Annotated in this window: 37 protein-coding genes; 3 read left to right on the plus strand and 34 right to left on the minus strand. The window is 32.2% G+C overall.

Going from position 1 to position 26,672, the window contains the following annotated elements; genetic code table 11:
* Nucleotides 1-74: 74 nt before the first annotated feature.
* From eno to rpsL, 34 genes are all read right to left on the minus strand, one after another.
* Nucleotides 75-1,361 carry a phosphopyruvate hydratase gene (gene eno, locus B5464_RS02335; protein ID WP_079737037.1) on the minus strand — a complete coding sequence of 429 codons (1,287 nt, stop codon included), beginning with the start codon at nucleotides 1,359-1,361 and terminating at the stop codon, nucleotides 75-77.
* Nucleotides 1,362-1,486: 125 nt separating this feature from the next.
* Complete coding sequence (gene carA, locus B5464_RS02340) at nucleotides 1,487-2,593, minus strand: glutamine-hydrolyzing carbamoyl-phosphate synthase small subunit (protein ID WP_079737038.1); 1,107 nt, start codon at nucleotides 2,591-2,593, stop codon at nucleotides 1,487-1,489.
* A gap of 97 nt (nucleotides 2,594-2,690) precedes the next feature.
* Entirely contained in the window at nucleotides 2,691-3,164 is a 474-nt protein-coding gene (gene rplQ / locus B5464_RS02345; RefSeq protein ID WP_077809815.1) for a 50S ribosomal protein L17, read from the minus strand.
* 57 nt (nucleotides 3,165-3,221) lie between these two features.
* Complete coding sequence (locus tag B5464_RS02350; protein WP_077809816.1) at nucleotides 3,222-4,214, minus strand: DNA-directed RNA polymerase subunit alpha; 993 nt, start codon at nucleotides 4,212-4,214, stop codon at nucleotides 3,222-3,224.
* A 95-nt stretch (nucleotides 4,215-4,309) separates the two neighbouring features.
* Entirely contained in the window at nucleotides 4,310-4,915 is a 606-nt protein-coding gene (gene rpsD, locus B5464_RS02355) for a 30S ribosomal protein S4 (RefSeq protein WP_077809817.1), read from the minus strand.
* An 81-nt stretch (nucleotides 4,916-4,996) separates the two neighbouring features.
* A complete protein-coding gene (gene rpsK, locus B5464_RS02360; protein WP_077809818.1) occupies nucleotides 4,997-5,380 on the minus strand; it encodes a 30S ribosomal protein S11 in 384 nt (127 codons plus the stop codon).
* 79 nt (nucleotides 5,381-5,459) lie between these two features.
* Nucleotides 5,460-5,825, minus strand: a complete 366-nt coding sequence (gene rpsM, locus B5464_RS02365) for a 30S ribosomal protein S13 (protein WP_079737039.1) — start codon at nucleotides 5,823-5,825, stop codon at nucleotides 5,460-5,462.
* A complete protein-coding gene (gene ykgO, locus B5464_RS02370; RefSeq protein ID WP_004568720.1) occupies nucleotides 5,825-5,941 on the minus strand; it encodes a type B 50S ribosomal protein L36 in 117 nt (38 codons plus the stop codon). Before ykgO ends, rpsM begins: the two co-directional genes overlap by 1 nt.
* A 15-nt stretch (nucleotides 5,942-5,956) precedes the next feature.
* Entirely contained in the window at nucleotides 5,957-6,172 is a 216-nt protein-coding gene (infA, locus tag B5464_RS02375; RefSeq protein WP_004568721.1) for a translation initiation factor IF-1, read from the minus strand.
* A gap of 1 nt (nucleotide 6,173) precedes the next feature.
* Complete coding sequence (secY, locus tag B5464_RS02380; RefSeq protein ID WP_077809820.1) at nucleotides 6,174-7,496, minus strand: preprotein translocase subunit SecY; 1,323 nt, start codon at nucleotides 7,494-7,496, stop codon at nucleotides 6,174-6,176.
* Nucleotides 7,497-7,509: 13 nt separating this feature from the next.
* Nucleotides 7,510-7,959 (minus strand): 50S ribosomal protein L15, encoded by a 450-nt coding sequence (gene rplO / locus B5464_RS02385; RefSeq protein WP_077809821.1) that lies wholly within the window; start codon nucleotides 7,957-7,959, stop codon nucleotides 7,510-7,512.
* 12 nt (nucleotides 7,960-7,971) lie between these two features.
* On the minus strand, nucleotides 7,972-8,154 hold the full coding sequence (gene rpmD, locus B5464_RS02390) for a 50S ribosomal protein L30 (RefSeq protein WP_077809822.1): 183 nt from the start codon (nucleotides 8,152-8,154) through the stop codon (nucleotides 7,972-7,974).
* 11 nt (nucleotides 8,155-8,165) lie between these two features.
* Nucleotides 8,166-8,687 (minus strand): 30S ribosomal protein S5, encoded by a 522-nt coding sequence (gene rpsE, locus B5464_RS02395; RefSeq protein WP_077809823.1) that lies wholly within the window; start codon nucleotides 8,685-8,687, stop codon nucleotides 8,166-8,168.
* Nucleotides 8,688-8,693: 6 nt separating this feature from the next.
* Nucleotides 8,694-9,044: a 50S ribosomal protein L18 gene (gene rplR / locus B5464_RS02400; RefSeq protein WP_079737040.1), complete on the minus strand. Its 351-nt coding sequence runs from the start codon at nucleotides 9,042-9,044 to the stop codon at nucleotides 8,694-8,696.
* A gap of 12 nt (nucleotides 9,045-9,056) precedes the next feature.
* Nucleotides 9,057-9,602: a 50S ribosomal protein L6 gene (rplF, locus tag B5464_RS02405; RefSeq protein WP_077809825.1), complete on the minus strand. Its 546-nt coding sequence runs from the start codon at nucleotides 9,600-9,602 to the stop codon at nucleotides 9,057-9,059.
* Nucleotides 9,603-9,612: 10 nt separating this feature from the next.
* On the minus strand, nucleotides 9,613-10,011 hold the full coding sequence (gene rpsH, locus B5464_RS02410; RefSeq protein ID WP_077809826.1) for a 30S ribosomal protein S8: 399 nt from the start codon (nucleotides 10,009-10,011) through the stop codon (nucleotides 9,613-9,615).
* 162 nt (nucleotides 10,012-10,173) lie between these two features.
* Nucleotides 10,174-10,443, minus strand: coding sequence for a 30S ribosomal protein S14 (rpsN, locus tag B5464_RS02415; RefSeq protein ID WP_068363324.1), 270 nt, complete (start codon nucleotides 10,441-10,443; stop codon nucleotides 10,174-10,176).
* A gap of 3 nt (nucleotides 10,444-10,446) precedes the next feature.
* Nucleotides 10,447-10,998 carry a 50S ribosomal protein L5 gene (gene rplE / locus B5464_RS02420; protein ID WP_077809827.1) on the minus strand — a complete coding sequence of 184 codons (552 nt, stop codon included), beginning with the start codon at nucleotides 10,996-10,998 and terminating at the stop codon, nucleotides 10,447-10,449.
* An 8-nt stretch (nucleotides 10,999-11,006) separates the two neighbouring features.
* Nucleotides 11,007-11,309 carry a 50S ribosomal protein L24 gene (gene rplX / locus B5464_RS02425; protein ID WP_077809828.1) on the minus strand — a complete coding sequence of 101 codons (303 nt, stop codon included), beginning with the start codon at nucleotides 11,307-11,309 and terminating at the stop codon, nucleotides 11,007-11,009.
* A gap of 12 nt (nucleotides 11,310-11,321) precedes the next feature.
* A complete protein-coding gene (gene rplN / locus B5464_RS02430) occupies nucleotides 11,322-11,690 on the minus strand; it encodes a 50S ribosomal protein L14 (protein WP_015482230.1) in 369 nt (122 codons plus the stop codon).
* Nucleotide 11,691: 1 nt separating this feature from the next.
* Nucleotides 11,692-11,949: a 30S ribosomal protein S17 gene (gene rpsQ, locus B5464_RS02435; protein WP_018943599.1), complete on the minus strand. Its 258-nt coding sequence runs from the start codon at nucleotides 11,947-11,949 to the stop codon at nucleotides 11,692-11,694.
* Between the two features lie 20 nt (nucleotides 11,950-11,969).
* Entirely contained in the window at nucleotides 11,970-12,161 is a 192-nt protein-coding gene (gene rpmC, locus B5464_RS02440) for a 50S ribosomal protein L29 (protein ID WP_077809829.1), read from the minus strand.
* 11 nt (nucleotides 12,162-12,172) lie between these two features.
* Nucleotides 12,173-12,604 (minus strand): 50S ribosomal protein L16, encoded by a 432-nt coding sequence (gene rplP, locus B5464_RS02445; protein ID WP_079737041.1) that lies wholly within the window; start codon nucleotides 12,602-12,604, stop codon nucleotides 12,173-12,175.
* Nucleotides 12,605-12,626: 22 nt separating this feature from the next.
* On the minus strand, nucleotides 12,627-13,346 hold the full coding sequence (rpsC, locus tag B5464_RS02450) for a 30S ribosomal protein S3 (protein WP_077809831.1): 720 nt from the start codon (nucleotides 13,344-13,346) through the stop codon (nucleotides 12,627-12,629).
* An 11-nt stretch (nucleotides 13,347-13,357) separates the two neighbouring features.
* The gene (gene rplV / locus B5464_RS02455) at nucleotides 13,358-13,762 is read right to left on the minus strand and encodes a 50S ribosomal protein L22 (protein WP_077809832.1); all 405 of its coding nucleotides are present in this window, start codon (nucleotides 13,760-13,762) and stop codon (nucleotides 13,358-13,360) included.
* A gap of 6 nt (nucleotides 13,763-13,768) precedes the next feature.
* A complete protein-coding gene (gene rpsS / locus B5464_RS02460; protein ID WP_077809833.1) occupies nucleotides 13,769-14,047 on the minus strand; it encodes a 30S ribosomal protein S19 in 279 nt (92 codons plus the stop codon).
* A 6-nt stretch (nucleotides 14,048-14,053) separates the two neighbouring features.
* A complete protein-coding gene (gene rplB / locus B5464_RS02465) occupies nucleotides 14,054-14,878 on the minus strand; it encodes a 50S ribosomal protein L2 (RefSeq protein WP_077809834.1) in 825 nt (274 codons plus the stop codon).
* A 9-nt stretch (nucleotides 14,879-14,887) separates the two neighbouring features.
* The gene (gene rplW / locus B5464_RS02470; RefSeq protein ID WP_077809835.1) at nucleotides 14,888-15,178 is read right to left on the minus strand and encodes a 50S ribosomal protein L23; all 291 of its coding nucleotides are present in this window, start codon (nucleotides 15,176-15,178) and stop codon (nucleotides 14,888-14,890) included.
* A 9-nt stretch (nucleotides 15,179-15,187) separates the two neighbouring features.
* Nucleotides 15,188-15,817, minus strand: a complete 630-nt coding sequence (gene rplD / locus B5464_RS02475) for a 50S ribosomal protein L4 (RefSeq protein WP_077809836.1) — start codon at nucleotides 15,815-15,817, stop codon at nucleotides 15,188-15,190.
* A complete protein-coding gene (gene rplC, locus B5464_RS02480; protein WP_077809837.1) occupies nucleotides 15,817-16,434 on the minus strand; it encodes a 50S ribosomal protein L3 in 618 nt (205 codons plus the stop codon). The genes rplD and rplC overlap by 1 nt, the downstream gene beginning before the upstream one ends.
* A gap of 289 nt (nucleotides 16,435-16,723) precedes the next feature.
* Nucleotides 16,724-17,029: a 30S ribosomal protein S10 gene (gene rpsJ / locus B5464_RS02485; RefSeq protein WP_068363283.1), complete on the minus strand. Its 306-nt coding sequence runs from the start codon at nucleotides 17,027-17,029 to the stop codon at nucleotides 16,724-16,726.
* Between the two features lie 18 nt (nucleotides 17,030-17,047).
* Complete coding sequence (fusA, locus tag B5464_RS02490) at nucleotides 17,048-19,165, minus strand: elongation factor G (RefSeq protein ID WP_079737042.1); 2,118 nt, start codon at nucleotides 19,163-19,165, stop codon at nucleotides 17,048-17,050.
* Between the two features lie 5 nt (nucleotides 19,166-19,170).
* Entirely contained in the window at nucleotides 19,171-19,647 is a 477-nt protein-coding gene (gene rpsG / locus B5464_RS02495) for a 30S ribosomal protein S7 (protein ID WP_077809839.1), read from the minus strand.
* Nucleotides 19,648-19,673: 26 nt separating this feature from the next.
* Nucleotides 19,674-20,048, minus strand: coding sequence for a 30S ribosomal protein S12 (gene rpsL / locus B5464_RS02500; protein WP_018943587.1), 375 nt, complete (start codon nucleotides 20,046-20,048; stop codon nucleotides 19,674-19,676).
* Between the two features lie 182 nt (nucleotides 20,049-20,230).
* On the opposite strand from rpsL, the gene B5464_RS02505 reads away from it, so the two are divergent.
* The 3 genes from B5464_RS02505 to B5464_RS02515 all read left to right on the plus strand — a co-directional run bounded on the left by B5464_RS02505 (nucleotide 20,231) and on the right by B5464_RS02515 (nucleotide 26,663).
* On the plus strand, nucleotides 20,231-21,886 hold the full coding sequence (locus B5464_RS02505) for a ShlB/FhaC/HecB family hemolysin secretion/activation protein (RefSeq protein WP_154066917.1): 1,656 nt from the start codon (nucleotides 20,231-20,233) through the stop codon (nucleotides 21,884-21,886).
* A gap of 103 nt (nucleotides 21,887-21,989) precedes the next feature.
* Entirely contained in the window at nucleotides 21,990-25,220 is a 3,231-nt protein-coding gene (locus B5464_RS02510) for a SusC/RagA family TonB-linked outer membrane protein (RefSeq protein WP_231963635.1), read from the plus strand.
* Nucleotides 25,221-25,232: 12 nt separating this feature from the next.
* Nucleotides 25,233-26,663 carry a SusD/RagB family nutrient-binding outer membrane lipoprotein gene (locus B5464_RS02515; protein WP_079737045.1) on the plus strand — a complete coding sequence of 477 codons (1,431 nt, stop codon included), beginning with the start codon at nucleotides 25,233-25,235 and terminating at the stop codon, nucleotides 26,661-26,663.
* The last annotated feature ends 9 nt before the right edge of the window (nucleotides 26,664-26,672 follow it).

The raw sequence follows: 26,672 nt of genomic DNA on the forward strand, positions 1-26,672 counted from the left end.
ATTAACTTATAGTTTAAAAACGAAAAAACCTCGCATAAAATGCGAGGCTTATAATGTTTATAAAACTTAAAAAATTATATTTTAAAAGCTTTTTCTTTAGGGAAATATGCAACTTCACCTAATTCTTCTTCTATTCTCAATAATTGGTTGTACTTCGCCATTCTATCAGAACGAGAAGCAGAACCTGTTTTTATTTGTCCACAGTTTAATGCAACTGCTAAATCTGCAATTGTATTATCTTCTGTTTCACCAGATCTATGAGACATTACAGATGTAAAACCTGCATTTTTAGCCATATTTACTGCTGCAATTGTTTCTGTTAAAGTACCAATTTGGTTTACTTTAATTAAGATAGAATTTGCAATGTTGTTTTCAATTCCTCTAGATAAACGTTCTACATTTGTTACAAACAAATCATCTCCAACTAATTGTACTTTATCACCAATCTTTTCAGTTAAATATTTCCAACCTTCCCAATCGTTTTCATCCATACCATCTTCAATAGAAATAATAGGATATTTAGCAGCTAATTCAGCTAAATAATCTGCTTGTTCTTGGCTAGTTCTAATTTTACCAGTTTCACCTTCAAATTTAGAATAATCGTATTTTCCATCAACATAAAATTCTGCCGCAGCACAATCCAATGCAACCATAATTTCGTCTCCGAAAGAATAACCTGCATTTTTAACTGCTAACGCAATTGTATCTAAAGCATCTTCTGTACCATCTAAAGTTGGTGCAAAACCTCCTTCATCACCTACAGCAGTAGATAAATTTCTGTCATGTAATACTTTCTTTAAATTATGAAAAATCTCTGATCCCATTTGCATAGCCTGAGAAAAAGTTTCTGCCTTAACCGGCATCACCATAAATTCTTGAAAAGCAATAGGTGCATCAGAATGAGAACCACCATTAATTATATTCATCATAGGTACTGGTAATGTGTTTGCAGAAACACCACCAACATATCTATATAAAGGCATTCCTAACTCATTTGCAGCAGCTTTAGCAGCAGCTAAAGAGACTCCTAAAATTGCGTTTGCACCTAATTTAGATTTATTTGGAGTACCATCTAAATCAATCATTAATTTATCAATACTATTTTGTTCAAATACAGAAACTCCTAAAAGTTCTGCAGCTATAATATTATTTACATTATCAACAGCTTTTAAAACACCTTTCCCCATATAAGCATCTCCTCCATCTCGTAACTCTACTGCTTCATGTTCTCCTGTAGATGCTCCAGAAGGAACTGCTGCTCTACCTAAAATTCCATTTTCCGTAGTTACATCTACTTCAACTGTTGGATTTCCTCTTGAATCAAAAATCTGACGTGCGTGAACGCTAATAATAATACTCATTGTATATTTTATTTAATTAATTTACTATTCTATATTGCTAATTTACAAAATATGATACTCATTTATTTGAGTTTAAACGGATTCTTACGAAAACGATTTCAATATTTTTAGTTTAACAATTAAGTTTATGAATTGCTTTTTATAGTTTCTATAAACTGGTCGAATAAATATTCTGAATCATTAGGTCCTGGACTAGCCTCTGGATGATATTGTACAGAAAAAACAGGTTTATTTTTCATTTTGATACCAGCAACCGTATGATCATTTAAATGAACATGTGTTATTTCGATATCTTTATTATTTTCTGTTTCTTCTTTATTTATTGCAAAACCATGGTTTTGAGAAGTAATTTCACCTTTACCTGTTGCTATATTTTTAACAGGATGGTTAATACCTCTATGACCATTATGCATTTTGTATGTAGAAATACCATTTGCCAATGCAATAACTTGATGACCTAAACAAATACCGAATAAAGGTAAATCTCGTTTTATAATTTCTTTAGCAACTTCTTGTGCATTTATTAAAGGCTCTGGATCTCCTGGTCCGTTAGAAATGAAATACCCATTAGGATTAAATGATTCTAATTCTGAGAACTTAGAATCGTAAGGAAATACTTTAATATAAGCACCTCTTTTAGCTAAATTTCTTAAAATATTTTTCTTAATACCAATATCTAATGCTGATATTTTAATTGAAGCATTTTCATCACCTACAAAATATGGTTCTTTTGTAGAAACTTTAGAAGCTAACTCTAATCCTTCCATACTTGGTACAGATGCAAGTTGTTTTTTTAGTTCGTCGATGTTATCTGTTTCTGTAGATATGATTGCGTTCATAGCACCATTGTCTCTAATATAAGCTACTAAAGCTCTAGTATCAACATCAGAAATTGCAACAATATTATGCTTTTCGAACCAATCTTTTAAATTACCGTTAGAATCTACTCTAGAGTGAGTAAAACTAAAATTTCTACATATTAAACCAGATATTTTAATTCCATCAGATTCTACTTCATCATCATTTACTCCATAATTACCAATATGAGCATTTGCAGTAACCATTATTTGACCAAAATAAGATGGATCTGTAAAAATTTCTTGATAACCTGTCATACCTGTATTAAAACAAATTTCTCCTGTTGAAGTTCCTTCTATACCTACAGATTTTCCATAAAAGATAGTTCCATCAGCTAATAAAACTAGTGCTTTTTTTCTTGTTTGATATTTCATTAATATATAATTGTGTTTGTTGTTGTTGTAAAAATATAAAAAAAGGGATAAACGTAAACGTTTATCCCTTTTATATAAATTAAAAAATTTTCATTTTTTATTCTTCAGATTTTGCTTCTGTTGCAGTACCTTCTACTTGAGCAGATTCAGATTTTTTTCCTCTTCCTCTTCTTGTAGATTTTTTAGCTTTTTTACCATTAGGATTATAGATTTCGTTGTAATCAACAAACTCTACCATTGCCATAGGAGCATTATCTCCTTGACGATTTCCTAATTTGATAATACGAAGGTAACCACCTGGTCTATCTCCTACTTTTACAGAAATTTCTTTAAATAATTCTGTAACAGCAAATTTATCACGTAAGTAAGAAAAAACAATACGTCTATTGTGAGTAGTATCAGTTTTAGACTTTGTTACTAATGGTTCAACAAAAACTCTTAATGCTTTTGCTTTAGCCACTGTTGTGTTAATACGCTTATGTTCTATTAAAGAACAAGTCATATTAGCTAACATCGCTTTTCTATGCGAAGTTGTTCTTCCTAAATGATTGTGTTTTTTTCCGTGTCTCATGACCTTGTTTTATTATTCATCTTGCATCAACTCTCTTTGAGGAGCAAAATATGAAAATTAATCTCTATCTAATTTGTATTTGCTTAAATCCATTCCGAAACTTAAACCTTTAACAATAACTAATTCTTCTAGTTCTGTTAAAGACTTTTTACCAAAGTTTCTAAACTTCATTAAATCACTTTTGTTAAAAGAAACTAAATCACCTAATGTATCAACTTCTGCAGCTTTTAAACAATTTAATGCTCTTACTGATAAGTCCATATCGATTAATCTAGTTTTTAATAACTGACGCATATGTAATGATTCTTCATCATATGTTTCTGTCTGTGCAATTTCATCTGCCTCTAAAGTGATACGCTCATCAGAGAATAACATAAAGTGGTGAATTAAAATCTTAGCAGCTTCTGTTAAAGCGTCTTTTGGATTTATAGATCCATCAGTATCAATATCGAAAACTAATTTCTCGTAATCCGTTTTTTGTTCTACACGGTAATTCTCGATTGCGTACTTTACATTCTTAATTGGTGTGTAAATAGAATCTGTAAAGATTGTTCCTATTGGTGCAGAAGCTTTTTTATTTTCTTCTGCAGGTACAAACCCTCTACCTTTTTCTATTGTAATTTCTGCATTTAATTTAACAGATTTATCCATGTTACAAATAACTAAATCTGGATTCAATACTTGGAATCCCGATATAAATTTCTGTAAATCTCCAGCAGTAAACTGCTCTTGACCTGAAATAGAAACAGATACAGTTTCTCTATCTGTTTCGTCTATTTGTTTCTTAAAACGAACTTGCTTTAAGTTTAAGATAATTTCTGTTACATCTTCTACAACACCAGATACAGTAGAAAATTCATGTTCTACACCATCAACTCTTAAAGATGTGATTGCAAAACCTTCTAAAGAAGATAAAAGTACTCTTCTTAAAGCGTTTCCTATTGTTAAACCAAAACCTGGCTCTAAAGGTCTAAATTCGAATCTTCCAGAGAAATCTGTTGATTCTATCATTATAACCTTATCTGGTTTTTGAAAATTTAAAATTGCCATTTTTTCTTCGTTTTAATTGTTATTTAGTTGCGCGAAATATAAGTGTGAAGAAATACTTATAAATCCTTTGGCTAAATACCAATATGATTAATTTATTACTTAGAATATAATTCTACGATTAACTGCTCTTTAATGTTTTCTGGAATTTGTAATCTTGCTGGTACTTTAACAAAAGTTCCTTCTTTTTTATCAGAATTCCAAGTTAACCATTCATAAACATTATTGTTAGATGCTAAAGCATCGTCAATAGCTTGTAAAGATTTAGACTTTTCTCTAACAGCAACTACATCTCCTTCTTTTAATCTGTAAGATGGTACGTTTACTAATTCTCCGTTAACAGTAATATGTCTGTGAGAAACTAATTGACGTGCACCACTTCTTGATTTAGAAACACCCATTCTGTAAACAACATTATCTAAACGAGACTCACATAATTGTAATAAAATCTCACCTGTAATACCTTGTGATGCAGAAGCGTCTTTAAATAAGTTTCTGAATTGACGTTCTAAAATACCGTAAGTATATTTAGCTTTTTGCTTCTCCATTAATTGAGTAGCATATTCAGATTTTTTTCCTCTTCTTCTTGCATTACCATGCTGTCCTGGAGGGTAATTTCTTTTTTCGAAGTTTTTATCTTCTCCAAAAATAGCTTCACCGAATTTACGCGCTATTTTTGTTTTTGGTCCTGTATATCTTGCCATTTCGTTTGTGTTATAGATAGGGATTATGAATTAAGGCTTACTCCTTCGATAATCTTGTTCCTATCAAGTTAAAATATTTAATTATACTCTTCTTCTCTTAGGAGGACGACAACCATTATGAGGAATTGGAGTAACATCGATAATTTCTGTTACTTCGATACCTGCATTATGAATAGATCTAATTGCAGATTCTCTACCATTTCCTGGTCCTTTTACATAAACTTTTACTTTACGTAAACCCGCTTCTTTTGCAACGTTTGCACAATCTTCTGCTGCTAATTGAGCTGCGTAAGGAGTATTCTTTTTAGAACCTCTAAAACCCATTTTACCTGCAGATGACCATGAAATTACATCTCCTTTTTTATTTGTTAAAGAAATAATGATGTTATTAAAAGATGCTGTTACATGAGCTTCTCCTATTGCTTCAATTATTACTTTACGTTTTTTTGAACTTGCTTTTGCCATAATTATTTAGTTTTAGTAACTTAGTTTTCTATTAATAATTGGTAAAACCAATTGATAGATCTTATGTTACTTGTCTAACTTACTTTTTCTTGTTAGCTACAGTTTTTCTCTTACCTTTTCTTGTACGAGAATTGTTTTTAGTTCTTTGTCCTCTTAAAGGAAGACCAAGTCTATGACGAATTCCTCTCTGACATCCAATATCCATCAAACGTTTGATGTTTATCTGAACTTCAGATCTTAATTCTCCTTCAATAGTGAAAAATCCAACTTGCTCTCTAATTGCAGCGATTTGATCATCAGTCCAATCTTGAACTTTAATACTCTCGTCTACCTTAGCTTCTGCTAAAACTTTTTTAGCTCTGCTGCTTCCAATACCAAAGATGTAAGTTAAAGCAATAACCCCTCTTTTATTCTTTGGAATATCAATACCTGCTATTCTTGCCATTACCCTTGTCTTTGTTTAAATCTAGGATTTTGTTTATTAATTACGTATAATCTACCTTTTCTGCGCACTATTTTGCAGTCGGCACTTCTTTTTTTAACTGATGCTCTAACTTTCATCTGTTTAGTTTTTTTTTAGTATCTGTAAGTAATTCTTGCTTTTGATAAATCATACGGACTCATCTCTAACTTTACCTTGTCTCCAGGTAAAAGTTTGATATAATGCATACGCATTTTTCCAGAAATGTGAGCCGTTACAATATGTCCGTTTTCTAATTCTACACGAAACATAGCATTTGATAATGCTTCTGTGATTGTTCCGTCTTGTTGAATTGCTGATTGTTTAGCCATACTATTTATTTGATTTTCTATTGCTGTTTCCTGTTTTCATTAAACCATCATAATGATTATTTAATAAATACGAGTTAATTTGTTGCATTGTATCAATTGCTACACCTACCATAATGATTAATGATGTACCACCGTAAAACATTGCCCATCCCTGTTGTACTCCAAACTGAACTACAATTGCAGGTAATATAGACAATGCAGCTAAAAATAACGATCCAGGGAAAGTTATTCTAGATAATACACTATCTAATCTATCCGCAGTATCTTTTCCAGGTCTAATACCAGGAATAAAACCACCACTTCTCTTCAAATCCTCAGCCATTTTATTGGTAGGAATTGTAATTGCAGTATAAAAATAACTAAAAATTATAATTAGTAAAGCAAATATAACATTGTACTGCCAACCATTAGGATCTGTTAAACCAACTAAAGCTGGAAATCTTTGACCTAAAGCTAAAGGCAAAAACATAATTGCTTGAGCAAAAATAATTGGCATTACACCTGCTGCATTTAATTTCAAAGGAATGTAATCTCTTGAACCTGCAACATTTTGTACATTACCTGCAACTGTTCTTCTTGCATATTGTACAGCGATTTTTCTAACAGCTGTAACTAATAAAACAGTTAATAAAATCACTACAAACCAAACGATAATTTCAATTAAAATCATCATTAAACCACCTGCACCTGCATTTTCTGTTTTAGAAACGAATTCTTGTAAAAAAGCAGCTGGGAAATTAGCAATAATACCAACAGTAATTAATAATGAAATACCATTACCTATACCTTTATCAGTAATACGCTCACCTAACCACATAGCAAAAATTGTACCTGCAGTTAAGATTATGATTGACGATACCCAAAAAGTTAAACCACTAACTAAAAAAGCTTCTGGTGGTAAGTTAAATTGAGTCTTAATAGCAGTAATATACGTTGGTGCTTGTACTAACGTAATAACTATTGTTAACCATCTTGTAATTTGTGTAATTTTTTTTCTACCACTTTCTCCATCTTTTTGTAATTTTTGTAAATAAGGAACAGCAATTCCCATTAACTGAACTACAATAGAAGCAGAAATGTATGGCATTATACCAAGAGCCATTACTGACGCCCTAGCAAATGCCCCACCTGTAAATGCATTCAATAATCCTAAAAGACCTCCAGAAGTACTTTCTTTTAAAGCTGATAACTGTAATGGATCTATACCAGGTAATGGTACAGCAGCCATAAAACGATACACAGCAATTAAACCGATAGTAAGAAGAATTTTGTTTTTTAATTCTTCAATTTTGAAAATATCCTTTAGCGTATTAATAAAATTCATCATTTACGTGTTCTTATAAAGCAACAGCTTCTCCTCCAGCTGCTTCAATAGCTGCTTTTGCTGATGCTGTAAATTTATGTACAGTTATATTTAATTTAGCTTTTAACTCTCCGTTTCCTAAAATTTTAACTAGGTCATTTTTACCAGCCAATCTGTTAGCAATTAGAATATCTAAATTTACTGTATCTGTTATTTTTCCACTATCAACTAAAGATTGTAATTTATCTAAATTGATTCCTTGATACTCCTTACGGTTTATATTTGTGAAACCAAATTTAGGTACACGTCTTTGAAGAGGCATTTGACCACCTTCAAAACCTATCTTTTTAGAATAACCAGAACGAGATTTCTGTCCGTTGTGACCTCTTGTAGCAGTACCACCTTTTCCAGAACCTTCACCTCTTGCAATTCTTTTTCCTTTTTTAATGGAACCCTCTGCAGGTGTTAAATTATGTAAACTCATTTTTTATAAATCTTATTTAATTTCTTCAAAAGAAACTAAGTGTTTAACTGTATTTACCATACCAATAATTGTAGGAGTTGCCTCATGTTCTACAGTTTGGTTCATTTTACGTAAACCTAAAGCCTCTAAAGTTCTTTTTTGACTTTGAAGACGTCCGATTTGACTTTTTACTTGTGTAACTTTAATTCTTGCCATCGTTCTTAGATTTATCCGTTAAATACTTTTTCTATAGATATACCTCTTTGCTTAGCAATAGAAGATGCACTTCTTAATTGTAATAATGCATCAAAAGTAGCTTTTACAGCATTGTGAGGATTAGATGATCCTTGAGACTTTGATAATACATCATGTACACCAACAGATTCTAATACGATACGTACAGCACCACCAGCAATAACCCCTGTACCAGGAGATGCAGGCTTGATAAAAATCTTTGCTCCACCAAATTTACCTTTTTGTTCATGAGGTAAAGTACCATCTAAAATAGGAATTCTAACTAAGTTTTTCTTTGCATCTTCAACTGCTTTTGCAATTGCAGAAGAAACATCTTTAGATTTACCTAAACCATGTCCTACAACACCATTACCATCACCTACAACAACAATTGCAGAGAAACCAAATGCTCTACCACCTTTTGTAACTTTAGTAACACGTTGTACACCTACTAATTTATCTACAAGTTCTAACCCACTAGGTTTAACTCTTTCTACGTTTTTATAACCTTGCATATTTTCTTAAAATTTTAAACCAGCTTCTCTTGCAGCTTCTGCTAATACTTTAACTCTACCATGGTATAAATAACCATTTCTATCAAAAGCAACATTTTCCAATCCTGCTTTAGTAGCTTTTTCTGCAATTGCTTTACCTACCGCAGTAGCTGCTTCAATTTTAGAACTTGCTTTAATATCTTTATCTCTAGATGAAACAGCAGCTAAAGTCACTCCGTTTACATCGTCTACTATTTGAGCGTAAATTTCTTTGTTACTTCTATAAACCGATAATCTTGGTTTTGTAGCAGTACCAGAAATAATTTTTCTAATTCTACGCTTTATTCTAGCTCTTCTTTCTAGCTTTGATAATGCCATATTGCTATATTATTATGCAGATTTACCTGCTTTTCTTCTTAATAATTCACCAACAAACTTAACACCTTTACCTTTATATGGCTCTGGAGCTCTAAAAGAACGAATCTTTGCAGCTATTTGACCAACTAACTGTTTGTCAAAAGAAGTTAATTTAATGATTGGGTTTTTCCCTTTCTCTGATACTGTTTCTACTTTCACTTCTGGAGCTAATTCTAAAACAATATTATGAGAGAAACCTAAAGCTAAGTCTAATTTCTGACCTTGATTTGAAGCTCTATAACCTACTCCTACAAGTTCTAATTCTTTAGTCCAACCTTTACTTACACCTTCAACCATGTTATTGATTAAAGCTCTCATTAAACCATGTTGTGCTTTATGGTCTTTGCTTTCCGATGCTCTATCTAATGTGATAACTCCATCTTCAATACTTACTGTAATTCCTTCAGAAATAGTTTGAGTTAACTCTCCTAATTTCCCTTTTACAGTAATTACGTTGTCTTTTATGTTTACATCTACACCTTGTGAAATGCTAACGGGATTTTTTCCTATTCTACTCATTTCTTAAAAATTAATAAACGTAACATAAAACTTCTCCTCCAACATTTTCTTGACGTGCTTTTTTGTTTGTCATAACACCTTTAGATGTTGAAACAATAGCAATACCTAGTCCGTTTAATACTCTTGGCATCTCTGAAGAACCAACATATTTTCTTAAACCTGGCGTACTGATACGTTGGATTTTTCTAATTACTGACTCTTTTGTTTCCTTGTCATATTTTAAAGCTATCTTGATAGTTCCTTGAACTTTATCATCATTAAACTGATAACTTAAAATAAACCCTTGGTCAAACAAAATTTTAGTCATTTCCTTCTTCAAGTTTGAAGCCGGAATTTCTACTACTCTGTGTCCTGCAGCGATTGCATTTCTAACTCTTGTTAGAAAATCCGCAATTGGATCTGTATACATACTTATTTATATTGCGATTACGGTTTTCAAATACCTCTATTTATGCTACAGATTTCTCTGTGATAAATGAACCTATAATCAGTTAAAATTCTTATACTCAAAAAAAATAGAGCGTGCAAAGATACACATTCTATTTTTATTTTTAAGCTTTATTTAAAATTTCTACCAACTTGCCTTTTTAACACCTGGTATTAATCCTTGATTTGCCATTTCACGAAACGTTACACGAGAGATACCAAATTGTCTCATATATCCTTTTGGACGTCCAGTTAATTTACATCTGTTGTGCATTCGTACTGGTGATGCATTTTTTGGTAATTTTTGCAATGCTTCATAGTCTCCAGCTTCTTTTAAAGCTTTTCTCTTTTCTGCATATTTTGCAACTGTTTTTGCTCTTTTACGTTCGCGAGCTTTCATTGATTCTTTAGCCATTTCTTAATTTTTTTTGAATGGTAAACCTAATTCTCCTAATAATGACTTTGCTTCCTTATCAGTATTTGCAGATGTTACAAAAGTAATATCCATACCGTTAATTTTCTTCACTTGGTCAATATTTATCTCTGGGTAAATGATTTGTTCAGTAATACCTAAATTGTAATTACCTCTACCATCAAATCCATTAGCTTTAATACCGTTAAAGTCTCTTACACGTGGCAAAGAAGCTGTAACTAGTCTGTCTAAAAATTCATACATTTTATCACCTCTTAACGTAACTTTTGCTCCAATTGGCATTCCTTTACGTAATTTAAATGATGCAACATCTTTTTTAGACATTGTAGATATCGCTTTTTGACCTGTAATTTTAGTCAACTCTTCTAAAGCATAATCTATTAATTTCTTATCTGCAATTGCAGCACCAACACCTTTAGAAACAACAATCTTTTCTAATTTTGGTACTTGCATTACATTCTTATAACTGAATTCTTCAGTAAGAGCTTTAACAACTCTTTCTTTGTATTCTGATTTTAATCTTGGTACGTAACTCATGATTACTCTTATTTTTTAGTTTTTTTAGAGATTCTAGTTTTAGTATCTCCATCAACCTGATAACCTACTCTTACAGCTACACCTTCTTCTACTAACATTACGTTAGATATATGAAGAGAAGCTTCTTTCTTTACAATACCACCTTGAGGATTTTGAGCATTAGGTTTAGTGTGTTTAGAAACTAAATTTACACCTTCTACTAAAACTCTATCCTTATCTTTGATAATTTGTAAAACCTTACCTTCAGATCCTTTATGATCTCCTGCAATTACTTTTACAGTATCTCCTGATTTTAATTTAAACTTCTTCATTTTATTATAATGTTAAAGCACTTCAGGTGCTAATGATACTATTTTCATGAATTGTTTCTCACGAAGTTCACGTGCAACTGGTCCGAAAACACGAGTTCCTCTCATTTCCTCTGTAGGATTTAAAAGTACACAAGCATTATCATCAAATCTAATATAAGATCCGTCTTTACGTCTAACTTCTTTCTTTGTTCTTACAACAACTGCTCTAGATACTTGACCTTTTTTTACAGTTCCGTTAGGAGTTGCAGATTTAACCGATACAACAATCTTGTCTCCAATACTTGCGTAACGCTTTTTTGTACCTCCTAAAACTCTAATTACTAAAACTTCTTTAGCTCCAGTATTATCTGCTACTTTTAATCTTGATTCTGTCTGTAACATATTATTTAGCTCTTTCTAGGATTTCTACTAATCTCCAACGTTTAGATTTACTCATAGGTCTTGTTTCCATGATCCTAACTGTATCTCCTTCGTTGCAATCATTCTTTTCGTCGTGTGCAACGTACTTCTTAGTCTTTAATACGAACTTTCCGTACATTGGGTGCTTAACTCTTTTAGTTTCTGCAACAACAATAGATTTTTCCATTTTGTTACTAGAAACAACACCAATTCTCTCTTTTCTAAGATTTCTTTTTTCCATCTTTAAAACTGACTATAGAATTATTGTAATTCTCTTTTTGTTAATTCTGTTGCAATTCTTGCTACAGTTCTTCTTAAACTTCTCAACTGCAATGGATTCTCCAAAGGAGTTATTGCGTGAGCCATTTTAAGATCAGTATAATTCTTTTGCAACGCTCCAAGCTTTTCATTAAGATCTGCTATAGATAATTCTTTTATTTCTGATTGTTTCATTGTATTTAGAATTAAGCGTTAATATCAAAATCTCTTGCTACTACAAACTTCGTTCTTACTGGAAGTTTTTGTGCTGCTAAACGTAAAGCTTCTTTTGCAACATCCATTGGCACTCCACCAATTTCAAACAAAATTCTACCTGGTTTAATAACTGCAACAAAATGATCTGGTGCTCCTTTACCCTTACCCATACGTACTTCTAAAGGCTTCTTAGTGATAGGCTTGTCTGGAAATATTTTAATCCATAACTGACCTTCTCTTTTCATATGACGAGTAGCCGCAATACGAGCTGCTTCTATCTGACGCGAAGTTAATAAATTCTGGTCTAAAGATTTGATACCAAACATTCCATTAGAAAGTTGATTTCCTCTACCAGAAATACCTGTCATATTTCCTTTCGCCTTCTGTACCTTACGGTATTTTACTCTTTTTGGCTGTAACATTTTTAATTTCTAATTTTAAAAATTATTTTCTTCTACGAGGTTGACGTTTAGATCTGTCACCACCTTTAGAACCAGATTGTTTCTTAGACAATCCTACTAATGGAGATAATTCTCTTTTACCATAAACTTCGCCTTTCATAATCCATACCTTCACACCTAATCTTCCGTATGTAGTATGAGCTTCTACAAGTGCATAATCAATATCAGCTCTAAAAGTAGAAAGAGGAATTCTACCTTCTTTAAAGTGCTCTGAACGTGCCATTTCAGCTCCATTTAAACGTCCTGAAATCTGAATTTTAATACCTTCAGCATTCATTCTCATTGTAGCTTGAATAGCCATTTTAATAGCTCTCTTATAAGAAATTCTATTCTCAATTTGACGAGCAACACTAGTTGCTACTAATCTTGCATCTAATTCTGGACGCTTGATTTCAAAAATGTTAATTTGAACTTCTTTTCCTGTAATTTTCTTAAGCTCTTCTTTTAACTTGTCTACCTCTTGACCACCTTTACCGATAATAATACCAGGTCTAGCAGTAGTGATAGTAACGGTTACAAGTTTTAAAGTACGCTCTATAATTACTCTAGAAACACTTGCTTTAGATAATCTAGCATGAATATACTTTCTTATCTTGTCATCTTCAGCAATTTTATCTCCGTAGTCATTACCACCGTACCAGTTAGATTCCCAACCTCTGATGATTCCTAAACGATTTCCTATTGGATTAGTTTTTTGTCCCATTTCTACTTTGATTATTTGCTTATTGTTTTAGTACCTAACTCTAAAGTAACGTGATTAGAACGCTTACGAATTCTATGAGCACGACCTTGTGGAGCTGGTCTTAATCTTTTTAACATTCCTGCGCTATCTACATAAATAGTTTTCACATATAATCCAGCATCTTCTATAGCTGCATCTTCATTCTTAGCTTGCCAGTTTGCAATTGCAGACAACAATAATTTCTCTAAGTTTATAGATGCTTCTTTAGGGCTAAATTTTAAGATTTGTAAAGCTTTTTCAACTTCAACACCTCTTACCTGATCTGCTACTAAACGCATTTTTCTTGGTGATGTAGGACAGTTAGTAAGCTTAGCGAAAGCACGTTGCTTTCTATCTGCTTTTAACTGATCTGCCATATTTTTTTTACGAACTCCCATTTCCTACTATTTTTTTCCTTTATTTTTTGCACCAGCGTGTCCTCTAAAAGAACGAGTTGGTGAAAATTCGCCTAATTTATGCCCTACCATGTTTTCTGTAACGTAAACCGGTACAAATTGACGTCCGTTATGAACAGCAATTGTTTGTCCAACAAAATCTGGAGTAATCATACTTGCTCTAGACCAAGTTTTGATTACAGTTTTGTTTCCACCTTCTACATTAGCTAACACTTTTTTCTCTAACTTATAGTGAACGTAAGGTCCTTTTTTTAATGATCTTGCCATAACTTATTATTTCTTTCTACGTTCTATAATATACTTATTACTAGCTTTGGTTTTAGATCTAGTCTTGAATCCTTTAGCAGGTATACCATTTCTTGATCTTGGATGCCCTCCAGAAGAACGTCCTTCACCACCTCCCATTGGGTGATCAACAGGGTTCATTCTTACTGCATTTGTTCTAGGTCTTCTACCTAACCATCTAGATCTACCAGCTTTACCTGAAACAAGTAATTGATGATCTGAATTAGATACAACACCAATAGTTGCCATACAAGTTAACAAGATTAATCTTGTTTCACCAGAAGGTAACTTAACTGTAGCATACTTACCATCTCTTGCCATTAATTGAGCAAAAGAACCAGCAGAACGAGCCATAACAGCTCCTTGACCTGGACGTAATTCTATACATGAAATCGTAGTTCCTAAAGGAATTTCACTTAAAGTCATTGCATTTCCAATTTCTGGAGCAACATCTTTACCTGAAATAATAGTTTGACCTACTTTTAAACCGTTTTGCGCAATTACATAACGTTTTTCACCATCAGCATAACTTAATAGCGCTATAAAAGCTGTACGATTTGGATCGTATTCTATTGTTTTTACTGTTGCAGGAATACCTTGCTTATCTCTTTTAAAATCGATAATACGGTACTTTTGTTTATGACCACCACCTATATTACGTGTTGTCATTCTTCCCTGATTGTTTCGACCTCCAGATCGTTTTTTCGGAGCAAGTAAACTTTTCTCCGGCTTATCAGTTGTTATGGTGTCGAACCCATTTACAACTCTAAAACGCTGACCTGGTGTTATTGGTTTTAATTTTCTAACTGACATTTTTGTCTTTTAAAGATTGTTATAAAAATCAATACTTTCTCCTTCTGCTAACTGTACAATAGCTTTCTTATACCCACTCTTAATACCAGTAACTAAACCTTTTTTAGTAAACTTAGTATTTCTTTGAATTGGATAATTTAAAGTTCTTACACTAGATATAGAAACCCCGTAAGCAGATTCAACTGCTGACTTAATCTCTAATTTATTAGCATTCTTATCTACTACAAATGCATAACGATTAAATAATTCACTATCGTTTGTAGCTTTTTCCGTAATAATAGGTTTTATTAAAATACTCATTTCGAATCCCTATTTGCTTAAATTAGTGTTTATACCTTCTAAAGAACCTTCAGTAATCACAACTTTGTTTGCGTTTAACAAACCGTATGTGTTAATTTCTGAAACTTTAATTACTTTAGAATTTTTCAAATTACGTGATGATAAATACACATTTGTATTATCACTACCTAAAACAAATAAAGACTTTTTAGTATCTAATTCTAACGCTTTTAAAACGTTTAAAAAGTTTTTAGTTTTTGGATTTTCAAAGTTAAAATCTTCAACTACTACTAAATTCTCATCATTTGCTTGAATACTTAAAGCAGACTTACGTGCTAAACGCTTTAAGTTTTTATTCAATTTAAAAGAATAATTTCTTGGTCTTGGTCCGAACATACGTCCACCACCTCTAAAAACACCAGACTTGATAGAACCTGCTCTTGCAGTACCAGTTCCTTTTTGTTTTTTTATCTTTCTTGTAGAACCAGCAATTTCTGCTCTTTCTTTAGATTTGTGCGTACCTTGACGTTGGTTTGCCAAGTATTGCTTAACATCTAAATAAATAGCGTGATCATTAGGCTCAATACCGAATACATCTTTAGAAAGCTCAACCTTTCTACCTGTATCTTTTCCTGTAATATCTAAAACAGCTACTTTCATTATTTCTGAATAGTTACAAAAGCATTTTTGTGTCCAGGAACAGCTCCTTTAACAACAAGTAAGTTCTTTTCAGCAACTACTTTTAATACTCTTAAGTTTTGTACTTTCACTTTATCTCCACCCATTCTACCTGCCATACGCATTCCTTTGAATACTCTAGCAGGATAAGATGCAGCACCAATAGAACCCGGAGCTCTTAAACGGTTATGTTGACCATGCGTAGCTTGACCAACACCAGCAAATCCATGACGTTTTACAACACCCTGAAAACCTTTACCTTTAGAAACACCAGAAACATCTACAAACTCACCTTCTTCAAAATGATCTACAGATATAGAATCTCCTAATTTATACTCACCTTCAAACCCTTGAAATTCAACGACTTTTTTCTTTGCAGTGGTGCCAGCTTTTTTAAAGTGACCGTCTAACGCTTTGTTAGAGCTCTTCGCCTTCTTGTCATCGAAACCAAGTTGTAACGCATTGTAGCCGTCAACCTCTTCGGTTCTGACTTGGGTAACAACGCAAGGACCCGCTTCGATTACTGTACAAGGAATATTCTTCCCGTTTTCATCAAATAAGCTGGTCATTCCAATTTTTCTTCCTATTAACCCAGACATTTAGTTAAAATTTTAGACGAATAGATATTTATCCAGCGCGTCTATATTAATAATTATATTTTTTGAAACAAATGTTTCAGTACACATCCTTAAAATTTCATAAAAAAAAACAGCGCAAACAAATTCAACGCTGATTTTGTTTTTTCCGTTTTTCCTTCGCGAAACGCTCCAGACATGTCACTATTAGTGATAATTATATCAAAAATAGCAGTTCCCTACTCTATTTCGGGTTGCAAAAGTATAAAAAACTTTCGGTTTAACAAAATTAAACCGAAAGTTAATATTTTACTTAAACTTTGATCTCAACTTCAACACCACTTGGTAACTCAAGTTTCATTAAAGCATCAATAGTTTTCGAAGAAGAACTATAAATGTCTAATAACCTTTTGTAAGCAGCTAATTGAAATTGCTCTCTAGATTTTTTATTTACGTGTGGAGAACGTAAAACTGTAAAAATCTTTTTATGTGTTGGTAAAGGTATTGGTCCGTTTACAACAGCACCAGTACTTTTTACCGTCTTAACGATTTTCTCAGCAGATTTATCTACTAAATTATAATCGTAAGACTTTAATTTTATTCTAATTTTTTGACTCATCTTATATTCTTTAGTCGATTAACCTTTAGATTTTGCTATCACTTCTTCAGATACATTAGAAGGAGTTTCAGCATAATGTGAAAATTCCATAGTAGAAGTTGCTCTACCAGAAGACATAGTTCTTAAAGCTGTAACATAACCAAACATTTCTGATAATGGTACTAATGCTTTTACAACTTTTGCACCGTTACGATCACTCATATCGTTTACTTGCCCTCTTCTTCTATTTAAATCACCAACAATATCTCCCATGTTCTCCTCTGGAGTCAACACTTCTAATTTCATTAATGGCTCCATAATTTTAGCTTTAGCAGCTTTTGCTGCAGCTTTAAAACCTAATTTTGCAGCTAACTCAAAAGAAAGTTGATCAGAATCCACTGCGTGGAATGATCCATCCTTTAAAGTTACTTTCATAGAATCCATTTCGTATCCAGCTAATGGACCGTTTTTCATAGCTTCTTTAAATCCTTTCTCAATAGAAGGTACAAATTCCTTAGGAACATTACCACCTTTAATTACAGATTCAAAAACTAATCCTTGAACACCTTCTTCTGCAGGCTCCATAGTAAATACTATATCAGCAAACTTACCACGACCACCAGATTGTTTCTTATAAACTTCTCTATGATCTGCAGATGCTGTAATAGCTTCTTTATATTCTACTTGAGGCTGACCTTGGTTAACTTCAACTTTAAATTCACGTTTTAAACGATCTACAATTACATCTAAGTGTAATTCTCCCATACCTGAGATGATAGTTTGACCAGAAGCTTCATCAGAACGAACAGTAAATGTTGGATCTTCTTCAGCTAACTTACCTAAACCAATACCTAATCTATCTACATCTGCTTTAGTTTTAGGCTCAACAGCAATACCAATTACTGGGTCTGGAAAGTCCATAGATTCTAAAACAATTGGATGCTCTTGAGAAGATAAAGTATCTCCTGTTTTGATAGATTTAAAACCTACTGCCGCACCGATATCTCCAGCTTCGATAAAATCAATTGCATTCTGCTTATTAGCATGCATTTGGTAAATACGTGAAATACGTTCTTTTTTACCTGAACGGTTATTTAAAACATAAGAACCAGCATCTAAACGACCAGAATATGCTCTAAAAAATGCTAAACGACCAACAAAAGGGTCTGTAGCAATTTTAAATGCTAAAGCAGCAAAAGGTTCATCTACACTTGGCTTACGTAATTCTTCTTGTTCTGTATCAGGGTTTACACCTACAATACCATCTTTATCAGTTGGAGAAGGTAAATAACGACAAACAGCATCTAATAAGAACTGAACTCCTTTATTTTTAAACGCAGAACCACAAATCATAGGAATAATTGCCATATCCATTACAGCAGCTCTAAGTGCAGCATGCACTTCTTCTTCTGTAATAGAATCTTCATCTTCCATGAATTTTTCTAAAAGATTCTCATCGTAACTTGCTACTTCTTCAATTAAAAGTGCACGGTACTTACGAGCTTCTTCTTTCATATCCTCAGGAATTTCGATAACATCGAAAGTTGCTCCTTGAGTTTCATCATGCCATACAATAGCACGATTCTTAACTAAATCTATAATACCTTTAAACTCATCCTCGTCACCAATATTTAAAACGATTGGCACCGCATTTGACTTTAACATATCTTTCACTTGCTGACAAACTCCTAAGAAATCAGAACCTTGACGATCCATTTTGTTAACAAAACCAATTCTTGGTACTTTATAGTTATCTGCCAATCTCCAGTTAGTTTCAGATTGAGGCTCTACACCATCAACAGCTGAAAATAAGAAAACTAAACCATCTAAAACACGTAATGATCTATTTACTTCTACAGTAAAATCAACGTGTCCTGGAGTATCAATAATATTAAAGTGATATCCTTTTGTTTCTGGAGTTTTTTCTCCGTTTTCTATTGGAAAGTTCCACGTACAAGTAGTAGCTGCAGAAGTAATTGTAATACCTCTTTCTTGCTCCTGCTCCATCCAGTCCATTGTTGCTGCACCATCATGTACTTCTCCAATTTTATGAGAAACACCTGTATAATACAATACACGTTCTGTTGTTGTAGTTTTTCCAGCATCAATATGTGCTGCAATTCCAATATTTCTTGTAAATTTTAAATCTCTAGCCATTTCTATTAAAATCTGAAGTGAGAGAAAGCTTTATTTGCTTCTGCCATTTTATGAGTATCAGTACGTTTTTTAACAGCAGCTCCTTCTTCTTTAGCCGCAGCTAAAATTTCAGCAGCTAAACGCTGTGCCATTGTTTTCTCGTTTCTTTTACGAGTGTACAAAATCATCCATTTAATAGCCATAGAAACCTTACGGTCTGGTCTAATTTGCATTGGTATCTGAAACGTAGCACCACCAACACGACGAGATCTTACTTCTACGTGAGGCATTACATTTGATAAACCATCTTTCCAAATCTCTAAAGCTGTTTTTTCTTCTTCACCTTTTCTTTCTTCTACGATATCTAACGCATCATAAAATACTTTAAAAGCTACTGACTTCTTACCATCCCACATCAAGTTATTCACGAAACGTGTTACTAACTGATCATTAAACTTTGGATCCGGTAATAAGACTCTTTTTTTTGCTGCTCTTTTTCTCATGTCTTTACATTAAAAAAGTTACTAATTTACTTTTTTGGGCGTTTTGCTCCATACTTAGATCTACGTTGGGTTCTACCCTCAACTCCTGCAGTATCTAATGCACCACGTACTACGTGATATTTAACTCCTGGCAAATCTTTTACCCTTCCACCTCTAACTAATACTATCGAGTGCTCCTGTAAGTTATGTCCTTCTCCTGGAATGTATGCATTTATCTCATTACCATTTGTCAATCTAACTCTGGCAACTTTACGCATTGCTGAATTAGGTTTCTTTGGTGTTGTAGTATAAACACGAGTACAAACTCCACGTCTTTGAGGACAAGACGACAAAGCAGCCGATTTACTCTTCTTAGTTATTTTGGTTCTTCCTTTACGAACTAATTGTTGAATAGTTGGCATACTAAATAATTACTGTTTTTCGTTTATAATTAAACATTATCTCTTTTTTAAGAGTCCGCAAATGTACAACTAATTTCTAATTATTCAAATATCAGTGAGTTATTTTTCAAAAAACATTTTTTTAGGAGAACCATTATCAGTAAAACTTATACATTTGACATCTACAAACCTTATCATTGTTAATGTCTTTTAAAAAAACATTTTTTATAATTCTCTCCACACTTCTTGTGAACTACACAGTGAAAGGACAAGACTATGAATTGAAAATTACATCAATAAATAAAACAGAAAACAAAATCTTAAATAAAATAAATTATTTGAGAAAATTTCAAGACTCGACAATAATATCAAAAGAATTAAAAAAAATCGAAAAAGAATTACAAAAAAAAGGATACTACGCCTACATGATTGACAGTGTAAAAAAACAAAATAAAATTTTTAATATTTATATAAGTCTAAACAAAAAGGTAAACAATATCATCATATCTTTTTCGAAACTAAATTCCGCAACATTGAAAGTGTTAGAATTACCCAACACTACAGCAATTGTTCAAAGCAATAAAATTGAAGAATACCTTAATAAGCTATCCTTAAAATTAGAGCAAAATGGTTTGAGCTTCTCTAAAATTTATTTAGAAGATTACACAACGTCAAATAAAACAATAAAAGCATCCTTAGTAATAAAAAACTTAAAAGAAAGAAAAATAACCAATACTATAATAAAAGGGTATGAAAATTTCCCAACAAAATACATAACCAATCATTACAACATCAACACTAAAACGATTTACAACAACAAATTATTAAACAAAATAAGCAAAAACACGAAACCTTTAAAATTCATTCAAGAAATTAAAAAACCAGAAATACTTTTCACAAAAGACTCTACCTTATTATATATGTATTTAGAAAAAATAAACAGAAGTAGTTTTGATGGATTGATAAATTTTGCAAACAACGAAAATGGTAAAATAAAATTTAATGGTTATTTAGAATTAAATCTATTAAACACAATTAACAAAGGAGAAGAAATAAATCTTGAATGGAAAAGTTTAAATAATGACAGAAGTGAATTTTCTTTAAACTTTATTAATCCTTATATTTTCAACTCAAAAATAACACCAGAAATAAAATTTAACATTTACAGACAAGATTCAACATTCACAAATACTAGATTTGAAACTAATTTAAAATACAAATTATCTGAATATTCAAAAATATCAGTTAACTACACCACAGAATCTTCGTCAGAAATTATTAAAAGCGACAATACAGAAACATTTAATAGTAATTTCTTTGGATTTGGATATGAATTTACAGTTCCAAATTACGATGAATTTAATTCTGATAAATTTTCGCTTTCAATAAACCCTTCCATTGGAAAAAGGAAAACAAGAACAGAAAACACATCACAAATTAAAATTGAATCTAGAATTAGTTATTTGATTAATTTAAACAACAGAAACAAAATATACCTTCAAAACAATATGGGATTTTTAAATTCTGAAAATTATGTAAACAACGAATTATTTAGAATCGGAGGTAAAAATACGATAAGAGGAGTCAATGAGAAAAGCATATTTACTGAAAACTATATAACACAAAATATAGAATACAGATACCTAACTAAAAAAGACGCTTACTTGTACACAATATCTGATTTAGGAATAATCTACAATAAAGAAAATAGCGAAAAACTAATTGGTATTGGAATAGGTTATTTATTTAACACAAATAAATCTAAAATTAACTTTTCTATAACAACTTTATTAAAAAAGAAACACCTGTCAACCCCTGAAAACACTCAGCTTACAATAAACTGGAAAAATTATTTCTAACCAAATTTTACATTTTAGTTCTAAAATTAACAATTATTAACGTTTTCATTGTTTAATTAATAAAATATTTAGATATTTGGCATAATTAATTCAAATCAAATAAATGATGAAAACAAAGTTAAAGGGAATTTTAACGCTGTTACTGGCGTTTGTTGTGCAAATTAGTTTTGCACAAGAAAAAACAGTTTCTGGAACAGTATCTGATGAAACAGGACCGCTACCTGGTGTTAGTATACTTATTAAAGGAACAAGTAAAGGTACAGATACCGATTTTAACGGTAAGTACAAACTTAAAGCTAACGTAGGAGATGTATTAATTTACAGCTACATTGGTTATGAAACTGTTAGTAAAACAATTGGTAATTCTAACACAATTAATGTTACCTTAGAAGTTGGAGCAAATGTTTTAGACGAAATTATTGTTACAGGTTTAGGTATTTCTAAAAAAGAAAAAGCAATTGGTTACGCTGTTCAAAAAGTTGAAGGTGGTGCCATTGATAAAGCTAAAGAACCAAATTTAGTAAACTCTTTACAAGGTAGAGTTGCGGGTGTACAAATCCAAGGAAGTCCATCTTCTTTAGGTGGTTCATCAAGAATTACTATTCGTGGATCAAACTCTTTTTTAGGAGATAACCAACCTCTTTTTATTGTGGATGGTGTGCCAATTAGTAACGCTAGTTACTCAACAAATGCTCAACAAATTGGTTTTGGTGGTGGAAGCTACGATTATGGTAATGCTGCTTCTGAAATTGACCCTTCTAACATTGCTGAAATGTCTGTATTAAAAGGTGCTGCTGCAACGGCAATTTATGGTTCTAGAGGTGCAAACGGTGTTATTTTAATTACTACAAAATCTGGTAAAAACCAAAAAGGTATTGGAGTATCATTTGACTCAAGTATAACATTTGATCAAGTTAGAAACTTAATTCCAATCCAAACTACTTATGGTGGTGGATCAACTTATGATACTGCAAGTGGTTTTAATGAATTTACTCAAGATGGTGTTGCTTATTTAGCTCCAAACTACGGTAAAGACGGTTCATGGGGACCAAAATTTAACCCAAATGTACTTGTTAGACATTGGGATTCTTGGGATCCAGGATCAAGTAACTACAAAGAAGTTAGACCATGGGTTGCTCCTGAAAATTCTTATGAAGACTTTTTTAACACTGGTGTAACTTTAATAAATACAGTTGCTTTATCTGGTGGAAATGAAAAAGGAAACTTCAGAGTTGGTTACACTAACTTAGATCAAAAAGGTGTTACTCCAGAAGGAAAATTAAAAAGAAACACAATTACTTTAAGTTCAGATTATAAATTATCTGAAAAGTTAAAATCTAGTGTAGCTTTTACATATGTAAAAACTGAAGCAGAAAATAGAAATGCTACAGGTTATAACAATGCAAATCCATTACAAGCATTTACTCAATGGTGGCAATCACAATTAGATGTAACAAGATTAAGAGATCAACAAAATACTACCGAAGGTAACCAATATACATGGAATCCAAAAGGTATTATAGAAGATGCTTCTGGAAACTTAATTTCATTCGATGCTACACCAAATTTCTTTGACAACCCATCATGGGTAAGAGAAAACTATTTACAAGAAGATACTAAAAACAGATTGTTTGGTAACGCGAACTTGTCTTACGCAATAACTGACAAGTTAACATTTACAACTCAATTTGGTACAGACTTATTTCAATTTAGTATAAGAGAAGGTATTCCATTAAGATCTTCTTCAGGATCTAGTTATTCTGAAACTGAAAGAAGATTTCAAGAAACAAACATGGAAGCTAGATTAAACTATACAACAGATATTAATGAAGATTTCACATTTAGTGGTTTTATTGGAGCTAATAGAATGAGAAGCTTCTCTAAAAGAACTTCTTTAGCTACTTCTGGAGGTATTGTGGTTGATAAATTCTTTAACATCGCAAACTCTGCTGTAGACCCAACAATAAACACTTTTGAAAGCCAAAGAGGAATTAACAGTATTTTTGGTAGTGCTTCATTTGGATGGAACGATATGTTGTTCTTAGATTTATCTGCAAGAAACGATTGGTCTTCTACATTACCAAAGAAAAATAATAGTTACTTCTATCCTTCAGCTTCTTTTAGTTTTGCTGTTTCTGAATTAGAATCTATTAAAGAAAGTGATGTTATTAATTTTGCGAAAGTTAGAGCTAGTATCGCTCAGGCAGGAAATGATGCTGGTGCATATAGAATTGCAGACGTGTATAACCCAATTAATCCTAATTTTGCAGGAAACACGCTATATAATGTTCCTAACTCTCAACAAAATCCAGATTTAGTAAATGAATTAACAACAGAGGTAGAATTTGGTTTCTTAGTAAAGTTATTAAGAAATAGATTATCTATTGATGCAGCATACTACTCAAGAGAGACTGTAGATCAAATTTTCAACGTTCCTTCTTCTGCTGCTACTGGTTACACATCTAGATTACTGAATGCAGGTACAATGAGAAATTCTGGTTTAGAATTACAAATTAGTGGTACTCCTATTAAAACAGAAGATTTTTCTTGGGATTTAGGAATAAACTTAACTAGTCAGAACAACGAAGTAGTAGAACTTTTAAAAGATGAAGACGGTAATACTGTTGTAGAAAGTATAGCGCAAGGAGCTACATGGGCAGCAGATTTAAGAATTCAAGAAGGATTACCATATATGGCTGTTTTCGGACAAGATTTTGTTTATGACGACAATGGTAACAAACTAGTTGGTGCTGATGGAGGTTACCAATTTACAGACGAAAGAGTATATTTAGGTTCAGCTATTGCAGATTGGACAGGTGGATTTAGTACAGCTTTCAACTACAAGAACTTTACATTATCTGCATTATTTGATTTTCAAGTAGGAGGAATAATTCACTCTACTTCATTACAATGGTCTAAATATTCAGGTATGCACCCAGAAACAGTATCTTTTAATGGTGAAAGTGATGTAAGGGCTAATGGTTTACTTTTACCTGGTGTAAAAGCAGATGGAACACCGAATGATATTAGAATAAACCCGCAAACGTACTACAGTAACACTTTTAGAAGAGCTGCACCAAACGTATACGATGCTAGTTTTATAAAGTTTAGAGATATCAGATTAAGTTACAGTGTTCCTAATAAAGTTTTAGAAAAAACTCCATTTACAAGTCTTAGTTTAAGTGCTTTTGGAAGAAACTTAGGAATCTTGTATTCTGATGTACCTTACATTGATCCACAAGTTGTTACAGGATCTGGAAATGCGCAAGGTTTAGAAAATGCACAAATCCCACCTACAAGTTCTTTCGGATTTAACTTATCAGCAAAATTTTAAAAAATTATAAAAATGAGAAAAATAAAAATATACGCTCTGTTATTATTAACAACCACAATGTTTCATAATTGTGATGATAATTTATCAGATATTAATATTGACCCAAACTCAGCAGTACAAGTTGATGCCTCAACATTATTAACTACAGCAGAATATACGTTTTATAACGCTATGGCCGGTGTAGGTATAAATGCAAGTTGGGGATTATTAATGACACAACAATGGGCTGAAAATGAATATACAGATGATAGCAGATATAATCAAGATGTAACTAGTTATAGCGGTACATGGAATGCTATGTATGCAAGTGTATTAAAAGAATTAGACGCTGCAAAAGAACTTGTAGAATTACAAGATGTTTCAAGTGCAATAAAAGGAAATAGAACAGCTATTTTAGATGTTATGTCTGCTGAAGTGTATGCATTTTTAACAGATGCATTTGACGCTGTACCATACAGTGAAGCAATATCAGATATTAATACACCTAAATATGATAGTCAAGAAGAAGTGTATAAAGGTATATTAGCTACATTAGACAATGCTTCGAAATCATTCAATTCTTCTGCACCATCTTTTACAAGTGGAGAAGTAATTTTTGATGGAAATATTGATAGTTGGAAAAAATTAACAAATTCTTTAATGCTTAGATATGCAATGAGAATTGTTGATGTAGATCCAGCAACAGCTAGTAATTATATAAATATTGCAAGTTCTAACTTAATATCAAGTAATAGTGAAAACGCATTATTTGTATTTGATACTAATCCTGCTAGATCTAATCCTTTATTTATAAATAACGATCCTCAACTTAGTAATAGAGATGATTTCGCAGTATCAAAATACTTAGTTGATACTTTAGAAGCAATGGGAGATCCAAGATTAGAAAAGTACGCCAAAGAAACTCCACAAGGAGGTATCGTAGGTATGCCATATGGACTTTTAGATAACGATGCAACAGCATTAAAACCAACAACTTCTAGACCTAATGATGCAGTTAGATCTGCAACAACACCTCACGTAATAATGTCTTATGCTGAAGTTCAATTTTTATTAGCTGAAGCATACCAGAGAGGAATTTTATCTGGTGATGCTGCTACAGCTTATGAAAATGCAATTACTGCATCAATGAATTATTGGGGTATTACAGATGCTACTGCAATTAGTGATTACGTAACAAATAATCCTTATGATGCAGCAAACTGGAAAGAGTCTGTAGGTGTTCAAAAATGGATTTCATTATACATGGATGGATTTCAAGCATGGAATGAGTGGAGGAGATTAGATTATCCTCAATTGGCGGTACCAGCTGCTGCAGTAATAAACTCTATTCCTGTTCGTATGCCTTATCCTTTATCAGAAACACAAACAAATTCAGCACAATTAAATGCTGTATCAACAAATCCTGGTGATATGACAGCTAAAGTTTGGTGGGATGTAAATTAATTTTTTTAG

This window comes from Polaribacter sp. KT 15 (genome assembly GCF_900143115.1).
Lineage (GTDB): Bacteria > Bacteroidota > Bacteroidia > Flavobacteriales > Flavobacteriaceae > Polaribacter > Polaribacter marinaquae.